The sequence below is a fragment of the Candidatus Phaeomarinobacter ectocarpi genome, assembly GCF_000689395.1.
GTDB classification, from domain to species: domain Bacteria; phylum Pseudomonadota; class Alphaproteobacteria; order CGMCC-115125; family CGMCC-115125; genus Pyruvatibacter; species Pyruvatibacter ectocarpi.
Genome location: NZ_HG966617.1, coordinates 2,145,531 through 2,168,120 on the forward strand (window position 1 = coordinate 2,145,531; position 22,590 = coordinate 2,168,120).

Genomic DNA, 22,590 nt, shown 5'->3' on the forward strand with positions numbered 1-22,590 from the left:
GCGCAGTCCGTCCTCGTCGAGGATCTCGTCATTTTGAATGGCGACCGTGTTGTCCAGAGAAGACCCCCGCGCCAGACCAATGCTGCGCAGCGCTTCCACATCTTCCACGAAGCCGAAAGTACGGGCTTCGGAAATGTCTTTCTTGAAGCAGTCAGAGCCAAGCTCAATGGCAACAGCCTGCTGGCCGATGGCGGGCGTGGCAAAATCAATCTCGAACTCAAACGCCTGGCCATCATAAGGCTCAAGCCGTGCCAGCTTCTTGTCGCCAGAAATCTCAATCGGACGCAAAATGCGGATATAGCGACGCGGTGCGCCCTGCTGCTCAACACCGGCGCACTCGATGAGGCGAACAAACGGCGCAGAAGAGCCGTCCATGACCGGCACTTCCGGCGCATCAACGTCAATGATGATGTTGTCGATCTCACAGCCAGCAAGTGCGGCCATGACATGTTCAATCGTGGAAACTGTGGCTTTGTCGGCAAACTCGCCGGACGCACAGATGGTTGTGCCCAGCTGCGTATCACCAACGGATGAGGCAAGCGCGCAAATATCGGCGCCACCACCAGCTGATGGGTCAAGGTCTGTACGACGGAAAACAATGCCGGTGTTCGGAGCTGCAGGATGGAAAGTCATATTGACCATCGCGCCCGTATGCACGCCAACGCCTGCGCAGCTGATACTGGTCTTCAAAGTTTGCTGCGGTTTTGTTTTGGCCATGTTTGCCCGAAGGGCCTTTCCGTCTTGAACAGTCACGATACGCACGTCCCCCTCTTACGCATCCAGTCTCGCCTTCCCCAAGGCGGGCAACCATTCAGCCAAGGTGCATTTCCAATGTGATCCCCCAAGATCACTGAAAAGCACCCAAACGCAGCTGTCGGGCAATTTGATGCAATAGTCTTCTAACAACGCTCCATCGCATCAACAAGTCACACGGTGTTTCGCTGTGTTACACCTTAACCATATGATTTCATTAACACTTTTCCTCGCCATGTCGCATTGCACAACGGTCGCGCCCATCGCCAGAAAGTTGCAACCAATGCGCGCATTCGGTGCACAAACTAAACCTTAGGAATTTAGTGGGAATTATACCCCCGGGAACAAGGTCATACCGGGGTCTAACAATGTTGAAAATATTCCAAAATCTGTCGCTAAAGCTGAAGATGCTTGTCTTTATTGCAGTCAGCGCATTGATTCTGGCGGGGGTTATCACCTTCGCCAACATGCAGATCGCTGCCATCGGCATCGAAATAGCGGAAATAACCGAGGAAGATATTCCGCTTACGAATATGGTCACGAAGGTGACCGTTCACCAACTTGAGCAGGCCATTTCTGTCGAGCGCACATTTGCGGCCGGATATGCCCTGGACAGCGGCCACGCAAAGCCGGGTGCCATGGATAAGCACATCGAGAAGTTTGAAGCGCTATCCAAGAAGGTAAATGCTGAGATTGTAGAGGGCGAAAAGCTCGCGGAACACGCAATTGAAGTCGCACATACTGAGGAAGCTCGCGCTGAATTCACCCATGTGCTGGACGTGCTCAAGAATATTGAAAAAGAGCATTTTTCTTTTGAAGAGCATGCCCGCCAGCTATTTGCGGCCTTGCGTTCAGGAAATCTCTACGAAGCAGACAAGCTCGCCATCCTCGTTCATGAGGAGGAAGACAAAATCGACCATGAAGTCGAAGCTCTGCTCGAGGAACTCAATGCCTTTACGCTGCAATCCGCACAGGCAGCCCTGGAACACGAGCATTCCGCCGAGATAGTCATCTGGATTGCCGGCGGTAGTGGCCTGGCCTTGCTGCTGGTCATTGGATACGGCATCGGTACAATCACTTCAAAGCCACTGACAGCAATGCTGGCCAATGTGAACGAACTGGCATCGGGCAACACCGACATCACCATCGACGCCAAATCGAAGGACGAAGTTGGTATGCTGGCGCACGCCATGGAGAAATTCCGCATCCAGATCATCGAGCGAAAAGAGCTTGCTGAGCGCCAGAAGGAAATGGAACGCGAAGCGGAGATCAAAGTTCGCGACACGGTCCTGCGCATGACCGACACAATCACGGAAAAGCTGAATGGCACCGTGACCGCCCTACATAAAAATACTGCGGAAATGACCTCTGCGGTCGACACGATGGAGCAGATCAACAATGAGGTCATGGACGAAAACACGGCTGTAGCGGCCGCAGCAGAAGAAGCGACCGTCAATGTGCAGTCCGTGTCGTCTGCGACAGAAGAAATGACAACCGCCATTCGCGAAGTCGCCGAACAGTCCAGCCAGTCAGCGAGCGTTGCCGAAAGGGCAAAATCTCAGTCTGACGAAGCGCAGGCGCAGATCCTGGGGCTGAATGAAGCAGCTCAGGAAATCGGCCAGGTCATTGCAATGATCACCGACATTGCCGACCAAACCAATCTTCTGGCCCTCAATGCCACCATCGAAGCCGCCCGCGCCGGGGAATCCGGCAAGGGCTTTGCGGTCGTCGCGTCCGAAGTGAAGTCGCTGGCGTCACAGACAGCAAAAGCCACGGAGCAGATCGGCGGACAGGTTCAGTCCATCCAGTCTGCAACCAGCAATGCTGTTTCAATGATTGATGCCATCACCAACACGATTGGCGAAGTCAGTCAGGTGGCCTCAGCCATCGCCTCCGCAGTGGAAGAACAGGGTGCAACGACCCAGGAAATTTCCCGCAACATCCACGAGGCGGCAACCGGCACCCAGAGCGTGACGGAATCGATCCACAAGGTGTCGGAATCCATCAACAACAGCCGCACAAGCTCATCCACCGTTCGAAACGAAACCGGTGCAGTGATGAGCGCGGTGAATACGCTGGAAGACCAGTTGAACGATACCCTGGACACCATCCGCGCCGAGTTTGCGAAAGACGTCGCATAGCGCCAGGTCGCGCATTCAAAATGCAGATCCAAAAGCAAACGGTCCCTGTCTCTTCTGAGACAGGGACCGCCTGCGTAACGGAAACAATCAGCCTTGTGCGGGGGCCCATCGGCCCCGGCAAAGTGTCGTCCTAGTTGGCCTGCCGGCGAAGGAACGCTGGAATTTCCAGCTGTTCTTCCTCAACCGGATCCGGCGCCAGTTCACGAACAGGCGTGGCCTGCTGAACCGGTGCAGCACGCTGAGGTGCTTCGGCAGCCGGGTTGGCTACCGGCCGCGGAGCCATGCGGGGTTCCATGCGCGCCGCCGGCTTGGTTGTCGGGCGCAGCGGTGTTGCTGCACCACGATCCACGTCTTCCTCACGTCCACGGGCGGCACCCGTGATGCGCTCAAAGAAACCAGGCGCCTTCTTGCGAGGCTTGGCCTGCATGCGGCGGGGCTCAGGAGCAATGTACGCAGCCCCCTGATCCCGTGCCACGACGGCGCCGCGTGGTGCGGGCTCGGCGGCGACAGGTTCTTCGATCTCAGGTGCTGCTTCGGCAACTTCCTGCTGAACCTGCGGCTTGTGGATGATGACTTCAGCTTCGTATTCAGCCGGGTCAATATTGTCATCCAGCGGCGGCAGTGACGTCATGTAGGCAGCATCTGTTGCCGCAGCGGCAGCAGGTTCCTGTGCAGGAGAAGTTGCGGCATCGTTGGCTGCAATGTCTGCTTCAGTCTGCTGGCTCTTGAGACGGAAACCACGAACCGGCTCGGTTGCAGGCTTAACAATCGGGGGGTCTTCCGCAGCTGCTTCAGAATCAATGCCCGTCGCAACAACAGAGACGCGCATGGAACCATCAAGAGCGGTGTCGAATGTCGAGCCGACAATGATGTTGGCGTCAGGATCAACTTCCTCACGAATGCGATTGGCTGCTTCGTCAACTTCATACAGCGTCATGTCCATGCCACCGGTGATGTTGATGAGCACGCCACGCGCACCCTTCATGGACACTTCGTCCAGAAGCGGGTTGGAAATGGCTGCTTCCGCCGACTCGATAGCGCGGGTTTCGCCGGAGGCTTCACCCGTTCCCATCATCGCCTTGCCCATTTCATTCATGACGGTGCGCACATCGGCAAAGTCAAGATTGATAAGGCCCGGACGCACCATCAGGTCTGTGATGCCGGCCACACCGGAGTGCAGCACTTCATCCGCCATGCTGAACGCGTCAGCAAAAGTGGTTTTCTCGTTGGCGACACGGAACAGGTTCTGGTTGGGGATGACGATCAGCGTATCAACGTAACGCTGCAGTTCCTCAATACCTTCGTCTGCAATCCGCATGCGGCGGCTGCCTTCGAACTGGAATGGCTTTGTCACCACACCAACCGTCAGGATACCCATCTCGCGCGCGGCGCGGGCAATAACAGGTGCGCCACCAGTACCTGTGCCGCCGCCCATGCCGGCCGTGATGAATGCCATGTGGCAACCGGTGAGATGCTGAACAATTTCGTCCAGCGCTTCATCAGCAGCGGCTTCGCCCACCTGTGGGCGCGAGCCGGCACCAAGTCCCTGCGTAATGGCGGTACCCATCTGGATACGGCGATCCGCAAGCGACTGTGACAGTGCCTGTGCATCTGTGTTGGCAACAACGAAGTCCACGCCTTCAAGGCCGGACTCGATCATGTTGTTTACGCCATTGCCGCCAGCGCCACCGACGCCGAAGACAGTAATTCTAGGTTTCAGTTCGGTCTGTTCGGGGACCGAGAGATTGATCGTCATTGGAGGGCCTCCATTGGATGCGCTTAGTGCGCTTTGTTTCCGCTCGGCCTCACTGTTGAATGCGCCACCTGGACGGACCCTTTCTAGGGCCTCATTCCGGCTTTGCTTGTACGCAACTGATCTTTGTCAGTTTTACGTGATTCGCCTAAGTCATACGTTAGTTCAAAATGGTCCGCCTGCCGATGAACCTATTGAACAAATTTAGAAATTCTCCTTCAGCCACCTCCCGATTTTCGAGAAGCGTCCTGTCGTGTCTTCGCCAAGAGCAACGCCGTCTTCAAGCATTTGCGGTGTCGCCAGTTCAGCCTGATGCCCGCGCGCATAAAGCAGCAGACCGGCACACGCTGAGAACGCCGGTCCACCAGTAGCTTCTGCAAGACCTGCAACCCGTAGCGGGCGCCCGAGGCGCACCTGCTTGTCGAGCACACGGGCTGCAATATCGCGCAATCCTGTAAGCTGGCTCGCACCGCCGGTCAGAACGACCCGCCGCCCGACCATGCTGCCGATGCCTGACGCCATCAGCCGGTCACGCACCAGTTCAAGGGTCTCTTCAACCCGTGGCTGAATAATGCCGGTCAGCATCGACTTTGGAATGTGGTTGGCCGCATCGCTGACATCCTCGCCAACCTGCGGCACGTCAATCATTTCGCGTTCGTCTGATGGGCTGGCAAGCGCCGACCCATAAAGTGTCTTCATGCGTTCAGCATGGGCCAGCGGCGTAGAAAGGCCGCGCGCAATGTCATTGGTCACATGCTGCCCACCAACGGGCAGAACATCGACATGCAGCAAGCTGCCTTCAACAAACGCAGAGATGGAAGTGGTGCCGCCGCCCATATCAATGCAGACAACACCAAGATCAATTTCGTCTTCCACCAGCGATGAAAGTCCGCTGGCATAAGGGGCACAGACGACGCCAACCGGTTCCAGGTGACACCGCTCAACGCAAACAAGAAGGTTGCGAAGCGGGCCCGGTGAAGCAGACACAACATGCATGTCGACACCAAGACGGTCCCCAAACATGCCGATGGGATCAGCAATACGGGGACTACCATCAATCGTGTAGCCGACCGGAATTGCATGCATGACGGCTTGATCGTCCGTCACGCAGTGTGTCTGGCCATGCTTGAGTACGCGTGACAGATCATCGCCACTGACTTCCTGACCGCCGATGGCCACACGCACAGACAAACGATGGCTGCGCGGTGTGCCGGCGGACGCTGTCACCAGCACTTCCCTGACCGTCATGCCCGCCATGCGCTCGGCCTGATCGACCGCTGCACGAATGGCCTCTTCAGCCAGGTCCATATCAACGACCGCGCCTGCACGTACGCCGCGGGATACCTTCTGGCCAATACCGATCACGCGGACGGCAGGCGCTGAGGTTCCCTCAGCCGCCGCATCAACGCGTGCAATGAAACAGGTGATTTTGGATGTGCCCACATCCAGGGCAGCAACAATGCCGCCACGGTTTGCATGACGCCCGCTGCCGCGCTGAGGCGCTTTGCCCCGCGCTTTCGAAGAAGCGTTATCGCTCCCCCGCGTATGAGTTGGCAGCGTGATTACATTCATGCGTCACGTCCCCCCTCTACCGAACGCGTCTGGAATGCGGCACGTCTCTGCGCCGCTGACTCCGAATCAATCAGTATAGTGATTCGTCCAGGAACGCGTAGGTCCACAGCGCGGATATTCCGCGAAAGAACGCCATTTTTGGCATCCATACGCACCAATTTTCTAAGTGAGTCAGAAATGCCACGGGCAGGCAGCCGAACCTCGATGCCATTTTGCAGTTTGAGGTTCCACCGGCGGTTCGATACACGCACGGCAGCCTGCACGCGCGCGGCAAGAGCGGGCCTGGCCATCAGCTCTTTCATCAAGGCAGATGCATTGCGATGTGCGCCGTGACCAACTACAAGCGGCAGGTGCGCAAAACCCGACAGGTTGTTGTCTGTAATCAGGGAGCCCGTGCGATCCACCAGCGACAGACGTCCGCCGCGCTGCCACACCGCATAGGGTTCGCGTTCCATAAGCTGGACGTGAACCGTGCCGGGCAGATGCCGCGATACGGTTGCGCGCTCCACCCACTCCAAGCGCTCCAGGCGGTCCCGCGCCGCGACAAGGTCAATATCAAAGATGAATTGTCCGCGTGTGGCTCCAAGTGCCTTGAGGACATCCGCCGCTTCTGTGCGCGTCCGTCCCTCAACGGTGACTTCTTCCACTCGCAGTCCAAGCCCTGCCACAGCAGACTTGCTCTGTTCAACAACAGCAACGCCAAACGCTGCAACATGCCCACCGGCGACCAGGCCGTAGCCAAGCGTGAGGGCCAGCAACACGACAGCTGCTAAGCCGAAGAAGCGACTGGCATTCAGCAATGCGCCCATGCGGGCTCTAAACCCGGTTGGTGCGGCGCCACGGCGGCCAAATGATTTCTGCGACCGGCTGCCGGACCGGAACGTCCCGCTCTTGCGCGGTGTCGCTGGCGCGCGGCGCGACCGGGATGCCGGTTTACGTTTCGCGGGGCTCTTCTTCTTTGCTCCGGATTTTACCGTCGGCATGACGCATCCTCCACCATCCACGCAACCAGCTCTGGAAACGGCATGCCGCCATAAGCCGCAATTTCAGGCACAAGCGACGTTGGCGTCATGCCCGGTTGCGTATTGACCTCAAGAAACACGGGCTCACCGCGCTTCTCATCAAATATAAAGTCGGACCGCGAGACACCCCGGCAGCCAAGGCCGCGATGCGCCATCAACGACAGATCCTGAATGCGCTGCTTCAACCCTTCATCAATGGGCGCAGGGAGCAGATGCTCTGACCCGCCGGCAGCATATTTCGCTTCATAATCGTAGAACGCAGTGCGTGGCTTGATCTCAATGACCTCAAGCGCCATGTCATCAATGACCGCGCAGGTGAATTCGCGACCGGCAACAAAGGCTTCAACCAGCATTTCCTCGCCAAGATTCCACTTGGGGTCAGACAGTTCCGCGGGCGGGCGATTGTCGCCCTCACGAACGATAAAGACCCCGATGGACGATCCCTGGTCCAACGGCTTGATGACATAGGGGACGTCCATCGCATGAGCAGAGGCAGCTTCTTCGCGCGTAACAACGCGCCCTTCCGCGACCGGCATGCCCGTATTGGCCAAAAGGTGTTTTGCCCGCTGCTTGTCGATCGCAAGAGCCGACGCCAGCACGCCTGAGTGGGTGTACGGCAGCTCCAGAACTTCAAGCAGTCCCTGCACACAACCATCTTCGCCCCATGGGCCGTGCAGTGCGTTGAACGCCACATCAGGGTTGAGGTCAGCGAGTACCTGCGCAAGGTCATGGCCGGCATCTACATCGGTGACGGTGAAGCCTGCTTCGCGCAACGCGGCAGAACATCCCTTGCCTGAAGACAGCGAAACCTCACGCTCGGCAGACCAGCCACCCATCAGGACAGCCACATGTGTGTCAGCGCGGCTCATGTCTGCGCCTCCCGGCCAACCCGCTTGATCTCCCACTGGAGTTCAATGCCGCTTGTTTCTTTCACACGGGCCCGCACCTCTTCGCCGAGGCCTTCAAGGTCGCTGCCGGTGGCGTCACCTGTATTGATCAGGAAGTTGCAGTGCTGCTCCGAGACCTGCGCCCCGCCACGCTTGAGCCCACGTGCACCAGCAGCATCAATGAGTTTCCAAGCCTTGGGACCGTCCGGATTGGTGCCACCGGGATTTTTGAAGGTTGACCCGCCGGTGCGGCTCTTGATGGGCTGGCTGTCCTCGCGCGACGATGTGATGTCGTCCATACGGGCCTTGATCTCGTCTTTGTCGCCGAGGGCGGCCTGAAACAAGGCTGAGGTAAAGATGAGATCATCAGCCACCTCAGAGTGGCGATAGGAATACCCAAAGTCCGCATTGCTCAAGGTGACGCGCTCCCCTTTGCGGGAGACAGCTTCGGCCTCAATCAGCACATCCTTGGTTTCATGACCATAGGCACCGGCATTCATGCGCAACGCACCACCCAGTGCACCGGGAATGCCGCGGTAGAACTCAAGACCGGTCAGCCCGGCATTAAGCGCCGCCTTGGCCAGCATAATGTCAGGCACAGCGCAGCCAGCCCGCATCTTTGTGTCATCAACCCGCTCTATCGACGTGAAGCCTGACCCAAGCCGGATCACAACACCTTCGATGCCCCCGTCGCGCACCAGCAGGTTGGACCCAACGCCCACAACAAGAACCGGAATGTCGTCAGGACAACCGGCAAGGAAAGTCGCAAGGTCATCTGCATCTGCCGGCGTAAACAGAACGTCTGCCGCGCCGCCGACGCGGAACCAGGTCAAAGGCGCCAGCGGTGCGTTCTCCTTGTAGGAGCCACGCACCTTTGGCAGCCGGTCAAGCAATGAAGGGTGGGTCTGTGTCTGCGTCATGCAGCCCCTCCCTTGCTTTCAAGTTCACCCGGCAGGGCATTTGCCCACTGGGTGATATTGCCGGCCCCCAGGAAAACAACCATGTCGCCGTCATTGGCTTCCGCAGCAACCAGCGAGGCCAGATCATCGGGCGACGCCAATTGCACAGCGTTTTTGTGACCGTGATCGATCAGACCCTGTGTGAGTGTCGCTGCGGAATAGCCTTCCAGCGGCTCCTCACCAGCCGGGAACACATCCGCTACGAGAACAAGATCCGCGTCGTTGAAGCAGCTGCAGAATTCTTCGAATAGATCACGCAGGCGCGTGTAGCGATGCGGCTGAACGACAGCGATGATCCGCCCTTTGGCCGCAGACCGCGCCGCCGCAAGTACGGCAGAGATTTCAACCGGGTGGTGTCCGTAGTCATCATATATGGCCACGCCGTTCCAGGTGCCCGTCAAGGTGAAGCGCCGCTTTACACCGCCGAAGCGCGACAGGCCTTCAATAATCTTGTCGTCCGGCACACCCATTTCACGGGCGACGGTGATGGCCGCTGCAGAATTAAGAACATTGTGTTCGCCCGGCATGGGAAGTGCGAGACCATCAATACGGCGGGTGTCCCCTTTGACGCGGTCGCTCAGCTCGACTGAGAACACAGACCGGCCATCAACAAAATCAAGATCAACCACACGCACATCCGCCTGAGGGCTCAGGCCGTAGGTCACGACCCGCCGGTCACGCACGCGACCCAGCAGCGCCTGCACTTCGGGGTGATCAATGCAGAGCACCGCAAATCCATAAAACGGCACCTGCTCGACAAAGGAGCGGAAGGCCTCACGCAACGTGTCAAAATCACCATAGTGATCCAGATGTTCCGGATCGATATTGGTTACAACGGCTACGGTGGAGGGGAGCTTGATAAATGTTCCATCGGACTCATCCGCCTCGACGACCATCCACTCGCCCTGCCCCAGATAGGCATTTGTACCGTGGGCATTGATGATGCCGCCATTGATGACGGTCGGGTCGAAGCCCGCCGCATCCAGCAAGGAAGAAACAAGGGATGTAGTCGTCGTCTTGCCGTGGGTCCCCGCGATGGACACGCAGCTTTTGAGACGCATCAGTTCGGCGAGCATGTCCGCGCGACGAACAACAGGCAGCTTTGCCTCGCGCGCCGCAATGACTTCCGCATTGTCGTCTTTGACAGCGGAGGAAATGACAATGCAGGCCGCACCCTCGAGGTTCTCAGCCCGCTGGCCGATGAACACGTGAATGCCCAGCTCACGCAGGCGCTTGACGTTGGCATTGTCGGAAAGGTCAGAGCCCTGCACCGTGTAGCCGAGATTGTGCATGACTTCGGCAATGCCGCTCATGCCGATGCCGCCGATGCCGGCGAAGTGAATGGTGCCAAAGGTGCGGGCGAGATCGCTCACTGGTTCGTACTCCCCGAGGCGAGCGCCTCAACTAGATCAGCCAGACGCGCAGCGGCGTCAGGCCGGGCAACAGATTTGGCGCAGGCGGAAGCTGTTTCCAGCTGGTCCGGTGCAACCATGAGATGTTCAAGTTCAGCCGAGACCAGGTCCGGCGTGAAGTGTTTTTGCTGCATCAGCCACGCACCGCCTGCATCACTGAGCACTTGCGCATTGGCAAGCTGGTCCTGATCAATGGCGTGCGGCAGAGGCACAAGGAAGGATGGACGGCCAACAACCGCCAGCTCCGTTACCGTGGACGCCCCGGAGCGCGCGACCACCAGCTGCGCGGCGGCAATATGCTCATGCATGTCTTCAAAGAAAGACGCGACTTCGCAGGTCACACCCGCGTCTGCGTAAGCCTGCGATACGCGGTCGACATCTTCAGGCCGCGCCTGCTGAACCACGCGCAGGCGGCTGCGCTGTGCGACGGGCAATTGAGCGACGGCTGCAGGCACAATGTCACTCATGACACGTGCACCCTGACTGCCGCCAAAAACGAGCAGATTGAACGCACTGTCACCGCCACTCGCCACATAGCTTCGGTCGGCAACCTTGATGATCTGATCACGCACCGGATTGCCGGTGAGCGACAGTTTCGGAGCATCTTTCTCTGTCAGATATTTCGGCTCTGCAAAGGTGGAGGCAATGGCGCTCACCCGCGGCCCCATAAGGCGGTTGACGCGCCCAAGCACGGCGTTTTGTTCATGCACCGCCGTGGGGATGCCACGCATATGAGCGGCAATCAGGGGCGGGAGTGTCGGATAGCCGCCAAATCCAATCACGGCGCTGGCATTGAGTTTCGCCAACACTTTACGGGAGGCCAGAATGCCACGCAGGATCGGAGTGACAGACGACACCATGCCCACGAGACCACCGCCAGAGGGCGTTGCAGATGGGACTGAGAATACTTCTGCATCCGGAAACCGTGCCTGCACACCTGAGACACGGTGATCCGTGATGACAGCAATCTTCTGGCCGCGACGCACAAGCTCCTGCGCCAGTGCCTGACCGGGGAAGAGATGACCGCCGGTTCCACCAGCTGCAATGACGATCGGCTTGCTCATGCCACACCTCCAGCCAGCCGTGCCTGGCGCAGTCCCGGGATAATTCGCGCGGTCAACGCTGCCTGACTACCAACGCGGCGCCGGGTCAGAGAAAGAAGCATGCCCATAGAGATGGCCAGCGCGATTAAGGACGACCCACCATAGGAAACGAACGGCAACGTCATGCCTTTTGCCGGGAGCAGATTGAGGTTCACACCCAGGTTGATGATCGACTGCACACCAAAGAGCACTGCAAGACCGCAAGCTGACAGCTGCACGAATTTATCCGTCTCACCCATGACGCGGGCAAAGGACCGCAGCACAACGAAACCGAAAATGGCGAGTACGAGAAGGCACATCAATGCCCCAAACTCCTCAGCGGTCACCGCGTAGATGTAATCTGTATGCGCATCCGGCAGCACACGCTTGATCGTGCCTTCGCCGGGCCCCATGCCGAGGAAGCCACCTCGCGAAAACGCATCAAGCGCTGTGTCAATCTGATAGGTGTCACCGGAGGCTGGATCAAGAAACCGGTCAATACGGCTCGCCACATGCGGCATCATGATGTAGGCGCCATAGGCACCGGCCACCGCCAGTGAGGCCAGAAGCACAATCCAGACCCAGGGAATACCGGCCAGAAAAAACAGCGCGCCCCACGTGCCGGTCACCAGCAGCGCCTGACCAAAGTCCGGCTGCATGACCAGAATACCAATCGTCGCAATCCACAACGCCGCCGCAATGGTGTTGCCGGGCATGCCGGACTCACGGTTGCTGCCCTCAGCGAACATCCACGCGCAGACAACCACAAAACCGGCCTTCGCAAACTCTGAAGGCTGCAACGAGAATGGGCCCACATATAGCCAGCGGGTCGCACCTTTGATCTCCGGGCCGATCAGCAGGGTGGCAACCATAAGAACAAGGGCACCTGCAAAAATGAGTGTCGCCAGACGCCGCACGCCGCGTGGGCTCAGCAGGGAAACCCCGAACATGATCAGCAGAGCCGGCACCAGGTAAATGAGATGCCGGTAGAAGAAATGATAAGGCTCGAGACCAATGCGTGTCGCCACAGCCGGACTTGCGGCAAGCGACATGACGGTCCCCAGACCCAGCAGCAGGATCAAGGCGGCAAACGTCCAGCGGTCAACCGTCCACCACCATTGGGCGATCGCGCTTTTGTCTGTGCGGGCAAGACGGATCATGCAGCTGCCCCCCCGCCCTGTTTCGCCTTGTCAGACGACTGAGCCAGAGCACGCACAGCATCGCGAAACGCATCGCCACGCTTCTCAAAATCCGGGAATTGATCAAAGGACGCACAGGCAGGCGACAGCAGCACCACGGCATTTTCGTCCTTGGCGGCATCATGGGCTGCCTGCAGCACCGCTTCGTCGAGGGTTCCTGAAAGCGTGTGTTTGACGCGCCCATCCAAAGTGGCCGCAAAGTCCTGTGCTGAATTTCCGATCAGATAGGCCTTGGCAACTTTTGGGAAGTACTCAGCAAGCGGCTCAATCCCCCCCGCCTTGGCAACGCCACCGGCAATCCAGTAAATCTTGTCATAGGTAGCCAGAGCACGTGCCGCAGCATCTGCGTTCGTCGCCTTGCTGTCATTTATGAAGCGCACACCATCATGTTCACCGACCTGCTCCATGCGATGGGCCAGACCCGGGAACCGCTTCAGCCCATCGGCGATCTTGGCGGGGTCAATGCCCAGCACACGAACGGCGGCAAAGGCCGCAGCAGCATTTTCCCAGTTGTGAGATCCCTGCAGGGTGGTGATGCCGTTCAGGTCCGCACCTTCTTCCACGCGGCTTGAGCGGGAATGATAAATCTTGCCACCAAGCACATAGACGCCCCGGCCCAGCGACTTGCGCGCCGAAATCGGAATCACTTTTGGGCCGCCTTCATTTGATCCAGCCGCAGCCTGTTGACCACATCGGCTGGTGCACAGGCGCGCCACCGGTTCACTGTCGATGCCGAACACCGCATATCCACGGGCTGTCTGGTTGGCAAAAATCCGATCCTTGATGGCAACGTAGTTTTCAAAGTTGCCGTGGCGATCAAGATGGTCCGGCGTGATGTTCAGCAGCACAGCTACATCCGGGCGAAAGCCCGGCGCCAGATCAAGCTGGTAGGACGAAATCTCGATGACATAGACCGTTTGGTCTTCCGGCGGGTCGAGGTCCAGCACAGCGCGACCGATATTGCCACCAATCTGCGCATTACCGCCTGCTTGCCGGATCAGGTGTCCGATCAGCGCCGTCGTCGTTGATTTGCCATTGGTACCGGTCACCGCAACCATGCGCGCCCGTTTGCCTGAGGCATCAAGCGCCCGCTGGAACAGTTCCATGTCACCAATGACAGGCACCTCGGCTGCTTTGGCTGCAAGCACAAGAGCGTGCGGTGCCGGATGCGTCAGAGGAACACCCGGACTTAGAACCAACGCTTCAATCTGTGACCAATCTGCATTGTACAGATCATGCAGCTCAAGACCTTCGGACTGTGCTTCTTCGCGCCGGGCTTCTCCGTCGTCCCAGCACAGCACCGTCGCACCCCCGGCTTCCAGGGCACGCGCAACACCGAGCCCTGTCCGACCAAGGCCGAACATCGCTACTCGTTTTGCTTCAAATCCTGGAACGGGGATCATGGCGAGGTGGTTCTTCTCTTTCTATCGAAGCTTGAGGGTGGAAAGGCCGATCATCGCCAGGATGATGGCGACGATCCAAAAACGGATAACGATGGTGGGCTCAGCCCAGCCAAGCTGCTCAAAGTGATGGTGGATGGGCGCCATCTTGAAGACGCGCTTGCCGGTCAGCTTGAAGGACGCGACCTGCACGATGACGGACAGCGCTTCCACCACGAACAGGCCACCGATGATAACCAGAACAAGCTCATGCTTGGTGGCAACAGCCATGGAGCCGATGGCACCGCCCAGAGCGAGCGAGCCGGTATCGCCCATGAACACCATGGCCGGTGGCGCATTGAACCAGAGGAAGCCAAGGCCCGCACCGATTATGGCTCCACAGATAATGGCAAGCTCACCGGTGCCCAGCACGAAATGGATCTGCAGATAATCCGAGAACACCGCATTGCCGATGAGATAGGCTATGAGGCCAAAGCTGGCGGCCGCAATCATGACCGGCACAATCGCCAGACCATCTAGACCGTCTGTCAGATTGACCGCGTTCGACGCGCCCACAATCACCAGGCCACCAAAGACGATGTAGAACAGACCAAGCTGGATCAGCACATCCTTGAAGAAGGGGACGGCAACAGCCCCGCCAAGTCCATCTGTTGACAGCTGCATCATGAAGACAACAGCAACAAATGCGATGCCAAACTCGATCGCCAGCCGCACACGGCCGGAGACGCCCGCATGGCTTGCTCGCGTCACCTTGCGGTAGTCGTCGGCAAAACCCACGAGACCAAAACCAACCGTGACACCCAGCACCGCCCAGACATATCCATTGGTGAGATCAGCCCACAGCAGGGTCGCAACGACGATCGACATGAGGATCAGCCCGCCGCCCATGGTCGGCGTACCGGCCTTGGCCACGATATGGCTCTGCGGGCCGTCTTCCCGAATGGGCTGGCCCTGTTTCTGTTTCTTCTTCAACCAGCGGATGAACGCCGGGCCCATCAAGAAGGCCACCAGCAGCGCCGTCATCGTGGCGCCACCTGTTCTAAACGTGATGTAGCGGAACACGTTGAAGAAGGAGACCTGATCAGCCAGATCAGCAAACAATAGGTAGAGCATCAGACCAGCTCCTCTTTGGTGTTCTTATTGGATTGGGTCTCGGGCCCCAGGTCTTTGAGGGCGTTGAGGACAACTGCCATGCGGCTGCCGAGCGACCCCTTGATCATCACGACATCGCCGGGCGCAATTTCATCTGCCACGCGTGGCGCGAGTTCAGCCGAGGTATCCGCATAGGCACCGCGAACGCCGGTTGGCAAAACGTCCCAGAGATTTTCCATCAGGGGACCGCAGGCAAACACGAGATCGACATCGTTTTCAGCAATCGGCTCTTTCAGGCCGGCATGGTCTGCGGGACCCTGGTCGCCCAGTTCCAACATGTCTCCCACCACCGCAATGCGGCGACCACGTGGACCCGGAGGCGTATTGCCCAAAGCCTGCATGACGGCGCTCATCGAAGTCGGGTTGGCGTTGTAGCTTTCATCAATAATGAGGAAGGACCCGCGCGGCACGTCAATTTCAATGCGACTGCCCCGCCCCTCCGGTGGCAGCAGCTTACCAAGCGCAAGACCGGCCAAAGCCAGATCAGCGCCCAGCTCGTGGACGCAGGCCAGCATGGCCAGCGAGTTCATCACAATGTGCTCGCCCGGCACGCCCAGCTTGTAGGTCATCTCATGGTCACAGATCGATGCGGTCACATACGACGCATCTGATTGGAGCGACATGCGTGTCACCCGGGCGTCTGCCAATTCCGCTTTGCCAAAGGCGATGATCTTCCCGGCTCCACACGCCAGAGCCCGTGACCTGAGCCGGTCGAAATGCGGATTGTCCTGATTGAGGATCGCGGTTCCACCGGCCTGCAACCCGTCAAAAATCTCAGCCTTGGCGTCGGCGATCTCTTCAACCGAACCGAAATTCTCGATGTGGACAGCTTCAACGGTTGTGATGATGACTGCTTCAGGCCGCACCATTTTCACCAGTGGCGAAATTTCGTTGGCGTGGTTCATGCCGATTTCAAAGATGCCGAACTGGGCATCCGCCGGCATGCGGGCAAGCGTAATCGGCACCCCGATATGATTGTTGTAGGAGGCAACGGACGCATGGGTCCGGCCCTGCCCGCTTAGAATATGAAGCAGGCCTTCCTTTGTACCGGTCTTGCCGACTGACCCTGTCACCGCACAGATGCGGGCGCTGCTGCGCGCCCGGGCGGCAAGCCCCAGATTTTCAAGCGCCTTCAGGGTGTCCTCCACCTGCACAAGCGGTGCATCCGGCTTCAGGCCATCTACGGGACGAGAAATCACGGCACAGGCAGCCCCTTTGTCCAGCGCCTGCGCCACATAGTCATGCCCGTCATTGCCATCGCCCAGCAGGGCAAAAAAGAGGTCGCCGGGTTGCAGCGTACGGGTATCCATAGAGATGCCGTGGGCCTGCCAGTCAGCATTGCCGAGCAGCGGCGCGCCCATGGCTGTTGCCGCATCCTGCGCAGTCCAAAGTGGTGTGGCGGGCTTAGAGGTCATGGGCGTTACGCACCCTCCCGAACATCTTGCAGCGCAGCCTTGACCTGCGCGCGATCATCAAATGGACGGACCTCATCGCCCACAATCTGGCCGGTTTCATGACCCTTGCCGGCAACAAGCAAGACATCGCCCTCACCCAGACCCTCAAGACCCGCCTTTATCGCCTGCGCCCGATCACCAATGTCCCGCGCACCGGGAGCTGCTGCCATGATGTCAGCACGAATGGCCGCCGCATCTTCCGAGCGCGGATTGTCGTCGGTCACGATGGCCGCATCCGCGAGGCGGACAGCGATCTCGCCCATCTGCGGACGCTTGCCCGCATCACGGTCACCACCACACCCAAATACGACGACCAGCCGACCGGCCGTATGGGGCCGCAGGGCTGTGATGGCGGTCTCAAGGGCATCAGGCGTATGAGCATAATCCACATAGGCTGCAGCGCCCGTCTTTGAGGTTCCCATCATCTCAAGGCGGCCTGCAGCGCCTTCAAGGGAGGACAAGGCGGCAACCGCGCGGTCAACCGGTGCTCCGGCTGCAGCCACGAGGCCGACAGCGACCAGCGCATTGGATGCCTGAAAGTCGCCCACCAGCGGCAGTGAAATGTCATGCGACCGACCTTCATGCAGCACAGTCAGGTTCTGACCATGGGCTGTCGGCGTCAGCTTTTCGAGCTTCAGGGTCGTGCCTTCAAATCCGACCGAGATGACTTTTTGAGCCCGCGCCCAACACACCGCAGCAATCTCCTTGGAGAGCGGCGCATCGGCGTTCAGCACAACAGTGCCGCCAGGCGGCAGCACTTCGCCGAACAGACGCATCTTGGCGTAGGCGTAGTCCTCGAACGTCTCGTGATAATCCATGTGGTCGCGGCTGATATTGGTAAAGGCAGCCGCGGTCAGCTCGACACCATCCAGACGATGCTGCACCAGTCCATGGCTGGAGGCTTCAACAGCGACCGCCTGAATGCCTTCCGCAGCAAGCTCCGCGAGGGCAGCATGGAGTGTCACCGGGTCGGGCGTTGTGTGAATGAGCTTGCGCGTTTCGCCGGCTGTCATCACACCCAGCGTGCCGATGGAGGCCGCTGGCGTCCCCAGCCGCTCCCAGATCTGCCGCACAAAAGAAGCAACCGACGTCTTGCCATTGGTGCCTGTCACTGCAACCGCTGTATGCGGCTGAGCGTGGTAGAAGTTGGCCGCTGCCAGCGCAAACCGGCGGCGCGGATTGCGGTCTGCAATCAGCGTCACATCCGGATAGTCAGCAGGCATGTCCGTTCCCGGCGGCGCAAGAATGGCAACGGCCCCCTGCTCGCACGCCTTGGGAATAAACTTGGCACCATCCACCTGCGTACCCGGCAAGGCAGCAAACAGGAAGCCAGGCTTTACCTTGCGGCTGTCTTCGGTGAGACCCGTGATATCGATTGTGCCAGCCCCTTGAGGGATGGAGACACGTGCGCCGAGGAGGTGAGCCAGATCCATATCGCTACCTCACCAATCCGGCTTCAACGATGGCAGGGCCCGGCATCCGGGTCTTCACAGGGCTGACGCCAAGAATAGGCGCTACGCGGCGAATGACGTTGCCGGCTGTTGGAGCAGCGTTCCAGCCGGCCGTCGCATAGCCATAGGTATCTTTCGTTGCCCGCGGCTCATCCAGCAGCACAAGCACGAGATATTCAGGCGCAGACGCTGGAAACACTGACAGGAACGATGTGATCAATTGGTTTTTCTTGTATCCGCCGCGGCCCGGTTTTTCGGCTGTCCCGGTCTTGCCGGCGACTTCATAGCCCGGCACATCCGCCTTGCTGCCCGTGCCTTCGGACACGACCATGCGCATCAGATCAACCACATCATTGGCAGTGCGCGTGTCCAGCACCCGCTCACGCTTGGGCTCACGGTCGCGCATCGCCAGGAGCGTGGGAGATACCTTGAACCCACCATTGGCGATGGCGGATCCTGCAGCGGCCAGTTGCAGCGGCGATACAGCAAGGCCATGACCAAAGGAAATCGTCATGGTCTCAACCTCATGCCACTGCCGCGGCTTGAGCGGCTGCGCCACTTCTGGAATTTCAAGCGCTGGACGGTCCAGCAGTCCAAGACGGGCCAGATACTCCTTGTGCTGATCAACACCGATGTCCATAGCCATCTTGGCGGTGCCGATATTGGACGAATGCATGACAACTTCAGGCACGGTCAGCCAGCGCTCTTCGGCGTGGTAGTCATGGATCGTATGACCGGACACTTTCAGCGGCTGGCGCGCATCGTAGCGTGAGGACAGTGTCGCGACACCCGCATCAAGCGCGATGGCGGCCGTAAACACCTTGAAGGTGGAACCCATTTCATAGACGGCCCGGGTGGCCGTATTGAACCGCGCCTTGTCGTCAGAGGCCATGGGTGCATTGGGGTCGTAGTCCGGAAGCGATGCGAGAGCACGCACTTCACCGGTATGCACATCCAGAACGATGCCCGCCGCACTCTTCGCGCTGAACGTCTCCATGGCACGGGCGAGTTCTTCTTCCACTGCATGCTGAACGCCCATGTCGAGCGACAGCACGATGGGCATCGCTTCATTGTAGTCGTCGGCCTGGCGGATCAGATCATCAAGCCCGCGCTCAATGCCCGCGATGCCGGTGTTGTCCATGTCCACATAACCGAGTACATGCGCGGCTGACATCGCCTTGGGGTACACCCGCTTTGGCTCGCGCTTGAAGGCGATACCCGGCAAGCCAAGCGCATGCACGGCAGCCTGCTGCCGGGGGCCAAGCTGACGCTTGATCCACTGGAAGGCCCGCCCGCTTGTGAGCTGCGAAATCAGTTTTTCGCGATTGAGGTCCGGCAGCACCGTCAACAATGCGTCAGCTGTTGCAACAGGCTCGATGACTTTGCGCGCGTCCACATAGAGCGAAGGCACCGCAACATCTGTCGCCAACACATTGCCGTTGCGGTCCGTGATCGACGCGCGATGAATGGGGCCCGATTGCACAGGCGCGCTGCGCACGGTCATTTGCGGTGCGTCCGCAAGCGTAAGCTCAAGAACACGCATCCCAAGAATGACGAAGGCGGCCAGGAAGCAGGCCGCCAGAAGTGCCATTCGATTGCGACCGTTTTCCGCCGCTTGCGCCTTGGTGCCGGTGAACTCCAGCTCCAGCACATCAAACCCTTGTGGGGCATCACTTGCTGAAGAGGTCCTCGGCCCCGATACCGCTGCGGTGGGGGCATCAAGGTCAATAGTGACCCAGGCTTTGGATTGTGGTGATGCGTTCATTGCCCTGCCCCCATCACTGAATATCCGGCCCGGTCATGCCGCCAACACCGGCATAGCCGCCAAGCGATGGATCAGCTTCCAGACCCGGCAACGCCTTGGGACGCGCGGGCAGATCCGCCATGGTGACAATCTGTGCAGGGGCAAGTGGCTGCAGCTGCGTGTGACGTTTGACGAGTTGTTCCAGACGTTCAGGCTGGTTCAGCAGGCTCCACTCGGCACGCAGCACCTGAATGGCATCCTGTTCCGTGGCCAGGTCAGCCGTCAGCGCACGAATTTGCTTCTGCTCCGCCTGCGTCTCGTATTTCACGTGATAAAGCGCAAAGGCTAGTGCCAGCGTGATCATGATGGCAGCAGTGTTGACGACACGCATCATGACGCACCTCCAGCACCCGCATGGGCATCAAGAACACCGCTCATCATGCGCGGCAAACCAAGAGCAACCATGCCCGCGTCACTTGCATCCACCGCATGCACCGGCGCACCCGTGCGTTCCACTGACCGCAGCTTGGCAGACCGCGCACGCGGGTTGCGGTTGATCTCGTCTTCTGTCGGTTCCTGCGCCTTGCGCGTCAGCAGTTTGAACGAAGGTGCCGGACCGGACTGTGCTTCGGGCATATGCCGGGACGGGTTGGAGACCGCGCCGGCACGAGAGGCAAAGAAGCGCTTCACCACGCGGTCTTCCAATGAATGGAAGGAAACGACGGCCAGTCGACCGCCTTCTGCCAGCAGTTTTTCTGCGGCGATCAACCCGCGTGCCAGTTCGCCCAATTCGTCATTGACGTAGATGCGCAGCGCCTGAAACACCCGTGTGGCCGGATGAATCCGCTGCGGCTTGCCGCCGATGACGCGAGACACAAGGTCTGCGAGGTCAGCAGTACGGGTAAAGGGCTCGTCCTCGCGACGACGCACAATGGCATTCGCAATACGCTTGGCCTGACGTTCCTCACCCAGCACTTTGAAGATCTGGGCCAGGTCACGCGGCTCGTAGGTGTTGACCACGTCCGCAGCACTTGGCGTGTCGCCCGAGCCTGCGTCCATGCGCATATCAAGGGGGCCATCATTGCGGAAAGAAAACCCCCGCTCGGCCTGATCGAGCTGCATGGAGGACACGCCAAGATCAAGCGCAATGCCGTCCGGCGCGCCTGCCTGCCACGCGCGCAGCACCGGCGGGACCAGATCACCCATGTCACCGAAACATCCCGTGACCAATGCCAACCGGCCTGAGGAGCTATCAACAAGCACCTGTCCAGCTTCGATGGCATTAGGGTCGCGATCAATCGCAACGATGCGGGCATCGTCGGCCGCATCAAGCATGCCGCGCGTATAGCCGCCATTGCCGAAAGTGCCATCCACATAGATGCCGCCCGCATGCGGCACCAGCGCGTCGAGCACCTGATTCAGCATCACCGGCACATGTGGTTCGTTTTGGGCGGAGGCTGCAATGTCGTTCATGCAGTGCCTCCTTCCGAAGCCTTGCGCGGACGCAGCAGCAGCGCGCGCTTTTCAGCAGCACGGCGGCGGGCATGAGCACGATGCTCAGCAAAGGATTTGGGTTCCCAGATTTCAAAGCTGTCGCCCATGCCGACAAAAACCACCGTCTCGCCAAAGCCGCCGGTCTCAATCAGGTCCTTGGTGAGCGTCACGCGTCCGTCGCCATCCAGTGCCAAGGGCGTGGAACCGGAGAGCAGCGTTGTCGCAAAATCATCCTGGTCATCGGTGAGCGGGTCAAACACCTGCTCGATGGCGGATTGGAGCATCTCGATATAGCTGTGGCCGCCGCCCTGAATGCAGGGCTTGGAGAGGTGCTCAAAGCAATAGATGCCGTCAAAGGACTCGCCTTCCAGCGCCTTGCGGAATGCCGCAGGCACCGAAACCCGGCCTTTCTTGTCGACCTTGTTCTCATAGGTCGAGACGAACAACGCCACTGCAAAGCCCCCTGATACAGCCGCTGGAACCACAAGGATCAGCAGCACTCCCCTCTCACGCGTCCGCTACGGCCAGATACAGGGCCAAAGACGGACTGCCCCAACAGTGATTTGGGACATCATGGGATATCATGGGATTAACTGGGCGTCAACGAAACGGTAGGGTTTTGGGCGGCCTCAGCAAGCCATTTCAGGCACTTAGGGGCCCAAACCGTTAACGCTTTAAGCCATTGTTATCCTTAGACTTTAAGACTTCGTAAATCGTAGCATGAACGTAATGGGAACAAACCGGTGCCAGTGGAGGCCCTCGCCGGCAGTCAGCCGGTGTACGAGCATCGAACCAAATTCACGCGAACGGTAATCGCGGGCCCGCGCGCGCGCGCCAAACCCTGAAATACAGCTGTTTTTTGACATATATAAGCGTCAGATGGCCTGTAAGCCGGGTTCTGTCCCCGCAACTGGCGAACCAGCCGCGATAGATGGCCATTCATCTGCGACGCCTGTTACCAGACGCCTGGTGCAACCAACCCGGACAGCGGCCCGGAAACGAGCCATATGCGTGTCCCTATTCGGTCTTGCTCCCGGTGGGGTTTACCTTGCCGCCGCTGTTACCAGCCACGCGGTGCGCTCTTACTGCACCCTTTCACCCTTACCTTCCAAAGA

Annotated in this window: 18 protein-coding genes and 1 other RNA gene (1 of these 19 cut by a window edge); 1 reads left to right on the forward strand and 18 read right to left on the reverse strand. The window is 59.1% G+C overall.

The window, feature by feature from the left end; all coding sequences use genetic code 11:
- Window positions 1-717, reverse strand: a 717-nt coding sequence (gene lpxC, locus BN1012_RS10380; RefSeq protein ID WP_043949565.1) for a UDP-3-O-acyl-N-acetylglucosamine deacetylase, incomplete at its 3' end; no start/stop codon positions are given.
- Between the two features lie 404 nt (window positions 718-1,121).
- Here lpxC and BN1012_RS10385 point away from each other — a divergent pair.
- Entirely contained in the window at window positions 1,122-2,894 is a 1,773-nt protein-coding gene (locus BN1012_RS10385) for a methyl-accepting chemotaxis protein (RefSeq protein ID WP_081826326.1), read from the forward strand.
- A gap of 130 nt (window positions 2,895-3,024) precedes the next feature.
- Here BN1012_RS10385 and ftsZ read toward each other — a convergent pair whose 3' ends face one another.
- The 17 genes from ftsZ to rnpB form a co-directional block, all read right to left on the reverse strand.
- Window positions 3,025-4,650, reverse strand: a complete 1,626-nt coding sequence (ftsZ, locus tag BN1012_RS10390; RefSeq protein ID WP_043949566.1) for a cell division protein FtsZ — start codon at window positions 4,648-4,650, stop codon at window positions 3,025-3,027.
- A gap of 201 nt (window positions 4,651-4,851) precedes the next feature.
- Complete coding sequence (gene ftsA / locus BN1012_RS10395; RefSeq protein ID WP_081826327.1) at window positions 4,852-6,219, reverse strand: cell division protein FtsA; 1,368 nt, start codon at window positions 6,217-6,219, stop codon at window positions 4,852-4,854.
- Complete coding sequence (locus tag BN1012_RS10400; RefSeq protein ID WP_081826328.1) at window positions 6,216-7,202, reverse strand: cell division protein FtsQ/DivIB; 987 nt, start codon at window positions 7,200-7,202, stop codon at window positions 6,216-6,218. The genes ftsA and BN1012_RS10400 overlap by 4 nt, the downstream gene beginning before the upstream one ends.
- Window positions 7,190-8,110 carry a D-alanine--D-alanine ligase gene (locus tag BN1012_RS10405; RefSeq protein WP_043949568.1) on the reverse strand — a complete coding sequence of 307 codons (921 nt, stop codon included), beginning with the start codon at window positions 8,108-8,110 and terminating at the stop codon, window positions 7,190-7,192. The genes BN1012_RS10400 and BN1012_RS10405 overlap by 13 nt, the downstream gene beginning before the upstream one ends.
- Complete coding sequence (gene murB / locus BN1012_RS10410) at window positions 8,107-9,048, reverse strand: UDP-N-acetylmuramate dehydrogenase (protein ID WP_043949569.1); 942 nt, start codon at window positions 9,046-9,048, stop codon at window positions 8,107-8,109. The genes BN1012_RS10405 and murB overlap by 4 nt, the downstream gene beginning before the upstream one ends.
- Window positions 9,045-10,460 carry a UDP-N-acetylmuramate--L-alanine ligase gene (murC, locus tag BN1012_RS10415; protein ID WP_081826329.1) on the reverse strand — a complete coding sequence of 472 codons (1,416 nt, stop codon included), beginning with the start codon at window positions 10,458-10,460 and terminating at the stop codon, window positions 9,045-9,047. The genes murB and murC overlap by 4 nt, the downstream gene beginning before the upstream one ends.
- Window positions 10,457-11,563 (reverse strand): undecaprenyldiphospho-muramoylpentapeptide beta-N-acetylglucosaminyltransferase, encoded by a 1,107-nt coding sequence (gene murG, locus BN1012_RS10420; RefSeq protein WP_043949570.1) that lies wholly within the window; start codon window positions 11,561-11,563, stop codon window positions 10,457-10,459. The genes murC and murG overlap by 4 nt, the downstream gene beginning before the upstream one ends.
- Entirely contained in the window at window positions 11,560-12,741 is a 1,182-nt protein-coding gene (gene ftsW, locus BN1012_RS10425) for a putative lipid II flippase FtsW (protein ID WP_043949571.1), read from the reverse strand. The genes murG and ftsW overlap by 4 nt, the downstream gene beginning before the upstream one ends.
- Complete coding sequence (gene murD / locus BN1012_RS10430; protein WP_043949572.1) at window positions 12,738-14,183, reverse strand: UDP-N-acetylmuramoyl-L-alanine--D-glutamate ligase; 1,446 nt, start codon at window positions 14,181-14,183, stop codon at window positions 12,738-12,740. The genes ftsW and murD overlap by 4 nt, the downstream gene beginning before the upstream one ends.
- Window positions 14,184-14,204: 21 nt before the next feature.
- Complete coding sequence (gene mraY / locus BN1012_RS10435) at window positions 14,205-15,293, reverse strand: phospho-N-acetylmuramoyl-pentapeptide-transferase (protein WP_043949573.1); 1,089 nt, start codon at window positions 15,291-15,293, stop codon at window positions 14,205-14,207.
- Window positions 15,293-16,747, reverse strand: coding sequence for a UDP-N-acetylmuramoylalanyl-D-glutamyl-2,6-diaminopimelate--D-alanyl-D-alanine ligase (locus BN1012_RS10440; RefSeq protein ID WP_052535073.1), 1,455 nt, complete (start codon window positions 16,745-16,747; stop codon window positions 15,293-15,295). The genes mraY and BN1012_RS10440 overlap by 1 nt, the downstream gene beginning before the upstream one ends.
- Window positions 16,748-16,752: 5 nt before the next feature.
- The gene (locus BN1012_RS10445) at window positions 16,753-18,219 is read right to left on the reverse strand and encodes a UDP-N-acetylmuramoyl-L-alanyl-D-glutamate--2,6-diaminopimelate ligase (protein WP_043949575.1); all 1,467 of its coding nucleotides are present in this window, start codon (window positions 18,217-18,219) and stop codon (window positions 16,753-16,755) included.
- Between the two features lie 4 nt (window positions 18,220-18,223).
- Window positions 18,224-20,002, reverse strand: coding sequence for a peptidoglycan D,D-transpeptidase FtsI family protein (locus BN1012_RS10450; RefSeq protein WP_081826330.1), 1,779 nt, complete (start codon window positions 20,000-20,002; stop codon window positions 18,224-18,226).
- Window positions 20,003-20,015: 13 nt separating this feature from the next.
- Complete coding sequence (ftsL, locus tag BN1012_RS10455; RefSeq protein ID WP_043949576.1) at window positions 20,016-20,375, reverse strand: cell division protein FtsL; 360 nt, start codon at window positions 20,373-20,375, stop codon at window positions 20,016-20,018.
- Window positions 20,372-21,454, reverse strand: a complete 1,083-nt coding sequence (gene rsmH, locus BN1012_RS10460; RefSeq protein WP_043949577.1) for a 16S rRNA (cytosine(1402)-N(4))-methyltransferase RsmH — start codon at window positions 21,452-21,454, stop codon at window positions 20,372-20,374. Before rsmH ends, ftsL begins: the two co-directional genes overlap by 4 nt.
- The gene (locus tag BN1012_RS10465; RefSeq protein ID WP_052535080.1) at window positions 21,451-21,975 is read right to left on the reverse strand and encodes a division/cell wall cluster transcriptional repressor MraZ; all 525 of its coding nucleotides are present in this window, start codon (window positions 21,973-21,975) and stop codon (window positions 21,451-21,453) included. The genes rsmH and BN1012_RS10465 overlap by 4 nt, the downstream gene beginning before the upstream one ends.
- Window positions 21,976-22,346: 371 nt before the next feature.
- Window positions 22,347-22,590, reverse strand: an RNA gene (rnpB, locus tag BN1012_RS17215) — RNase P RNA component class A (it continues 236 nt past the right edge of the window).

What these genes read in the sequence shown, in the direction of transcription:
- BN1012_RS10385 (WP_081826326.1), top strand. Translation starts at nt 1,122, where the DNA reads ATGTTGAAAATATTCCAAAATCTGTCGCTAAAGCTGAAGATGCTTGTC.
- ftsZ (WP_043949566.1), bottom strand. Translation starts at nt 4,650, where the DNA reads ATGACGATCAATCTCTCGGTCCCCGAACAGACCGAACTGAAACCTAGA.
- ftsA (WP_081826327.1), bottom strand. Translation starts at nt 6,219, where the DNA reads ATGAATGTAATCACGCTGCCAACTCATACGCGGGGGAGCGATAACGCT.
- BN1012_RS10400 (WP_081826328.1), bottom strand. Translation starts at nt 7,202, where the DNA reads ATGCCGACGGTAAAATCCGGAGCAAAGAAGAAGAGCCCCGCGAAACGT.
- BN1012_RS10405 (WP_043949568.1), bottom strand. Translation starts at nt 8,110, where the DNA reads ATGAGCCGCGCTGACACACATGTGGCTGTCCTGATGGGTGGCTGGTCT.
- murB (WP_043949569.1), bottom strand. Translation starts at nt 9,048, where the DNA reads ATGACGCAGACACAGACCCACCCTTCATTGCTTGACCGGCTGCCAAAG.
- murG (WP_043949570.1), bottom strand. Translation starts at nt 11,563, where the DNA reads ATGAGCAAGCCGATCGTCATTGCAGCTGGTGGAACCGGCGGTCATCTC.
- ftsW (WP_043949571.1), bottom strand. Translation starts at nt 12,741, where the DNA reads ATGATCCGTCTTGCCCGCACAGACAAAAGCGCGATCGCCCAATGGTGG.
- murD (WP_043949572.1), bottom strand. Translation starts at nt 14,183, where the DNA reads ATGATCCCCGTTCCAGGATTTGAAGCAAAACGAGTAGCGATGTTCGGC.
- mraY (WP_043949573.1), bottom strand. Translation starts at nt 15,293, where the DNA reads ATGCTCTACCTATTGTTTGCTGATCTGGCTGATCAGGTCTCCTTCTTC.
- BN1012_RS10440 (WP_052535073.1), bottom strand. Translation starts at nt 16,747, where the DNA reads ATGACCTCTAAGCCCGCCACACCACTTTGGACTGCGCAGGATGCGGCA.
- BN1012_RS10445 (WP_043949575.1), bottom strand. Translation starts at nt 18,219, where the DNA reads ATGGATCTGGCTCACCTCCTCGGCGCACGTGTCTCCATCCCTCAAGGG.
- BN1012_RS10450 (WP_081826330.1), bottom strand. Translation starts at nt 20,002, where the DNA reads ATGAACGCATCACCACAATCCAAAGCCTGGGTCACTATTGACCTTGAT.
- ftsL (WP_043949576.1), bottom strand. Translation starts at nt 20,375, where the DNA reads ATGATGCGTGTCGTCAACACTGCTGCCATCATGATCACGCTGGCACTA.
- rsmH (WP_043949577.1), bottom strand. Translation starts at nt 21,454, where the DNA reads ATGAACGACATTGCAGCCTCCGCCCAAAACGAACCACATGTGCCGGTG.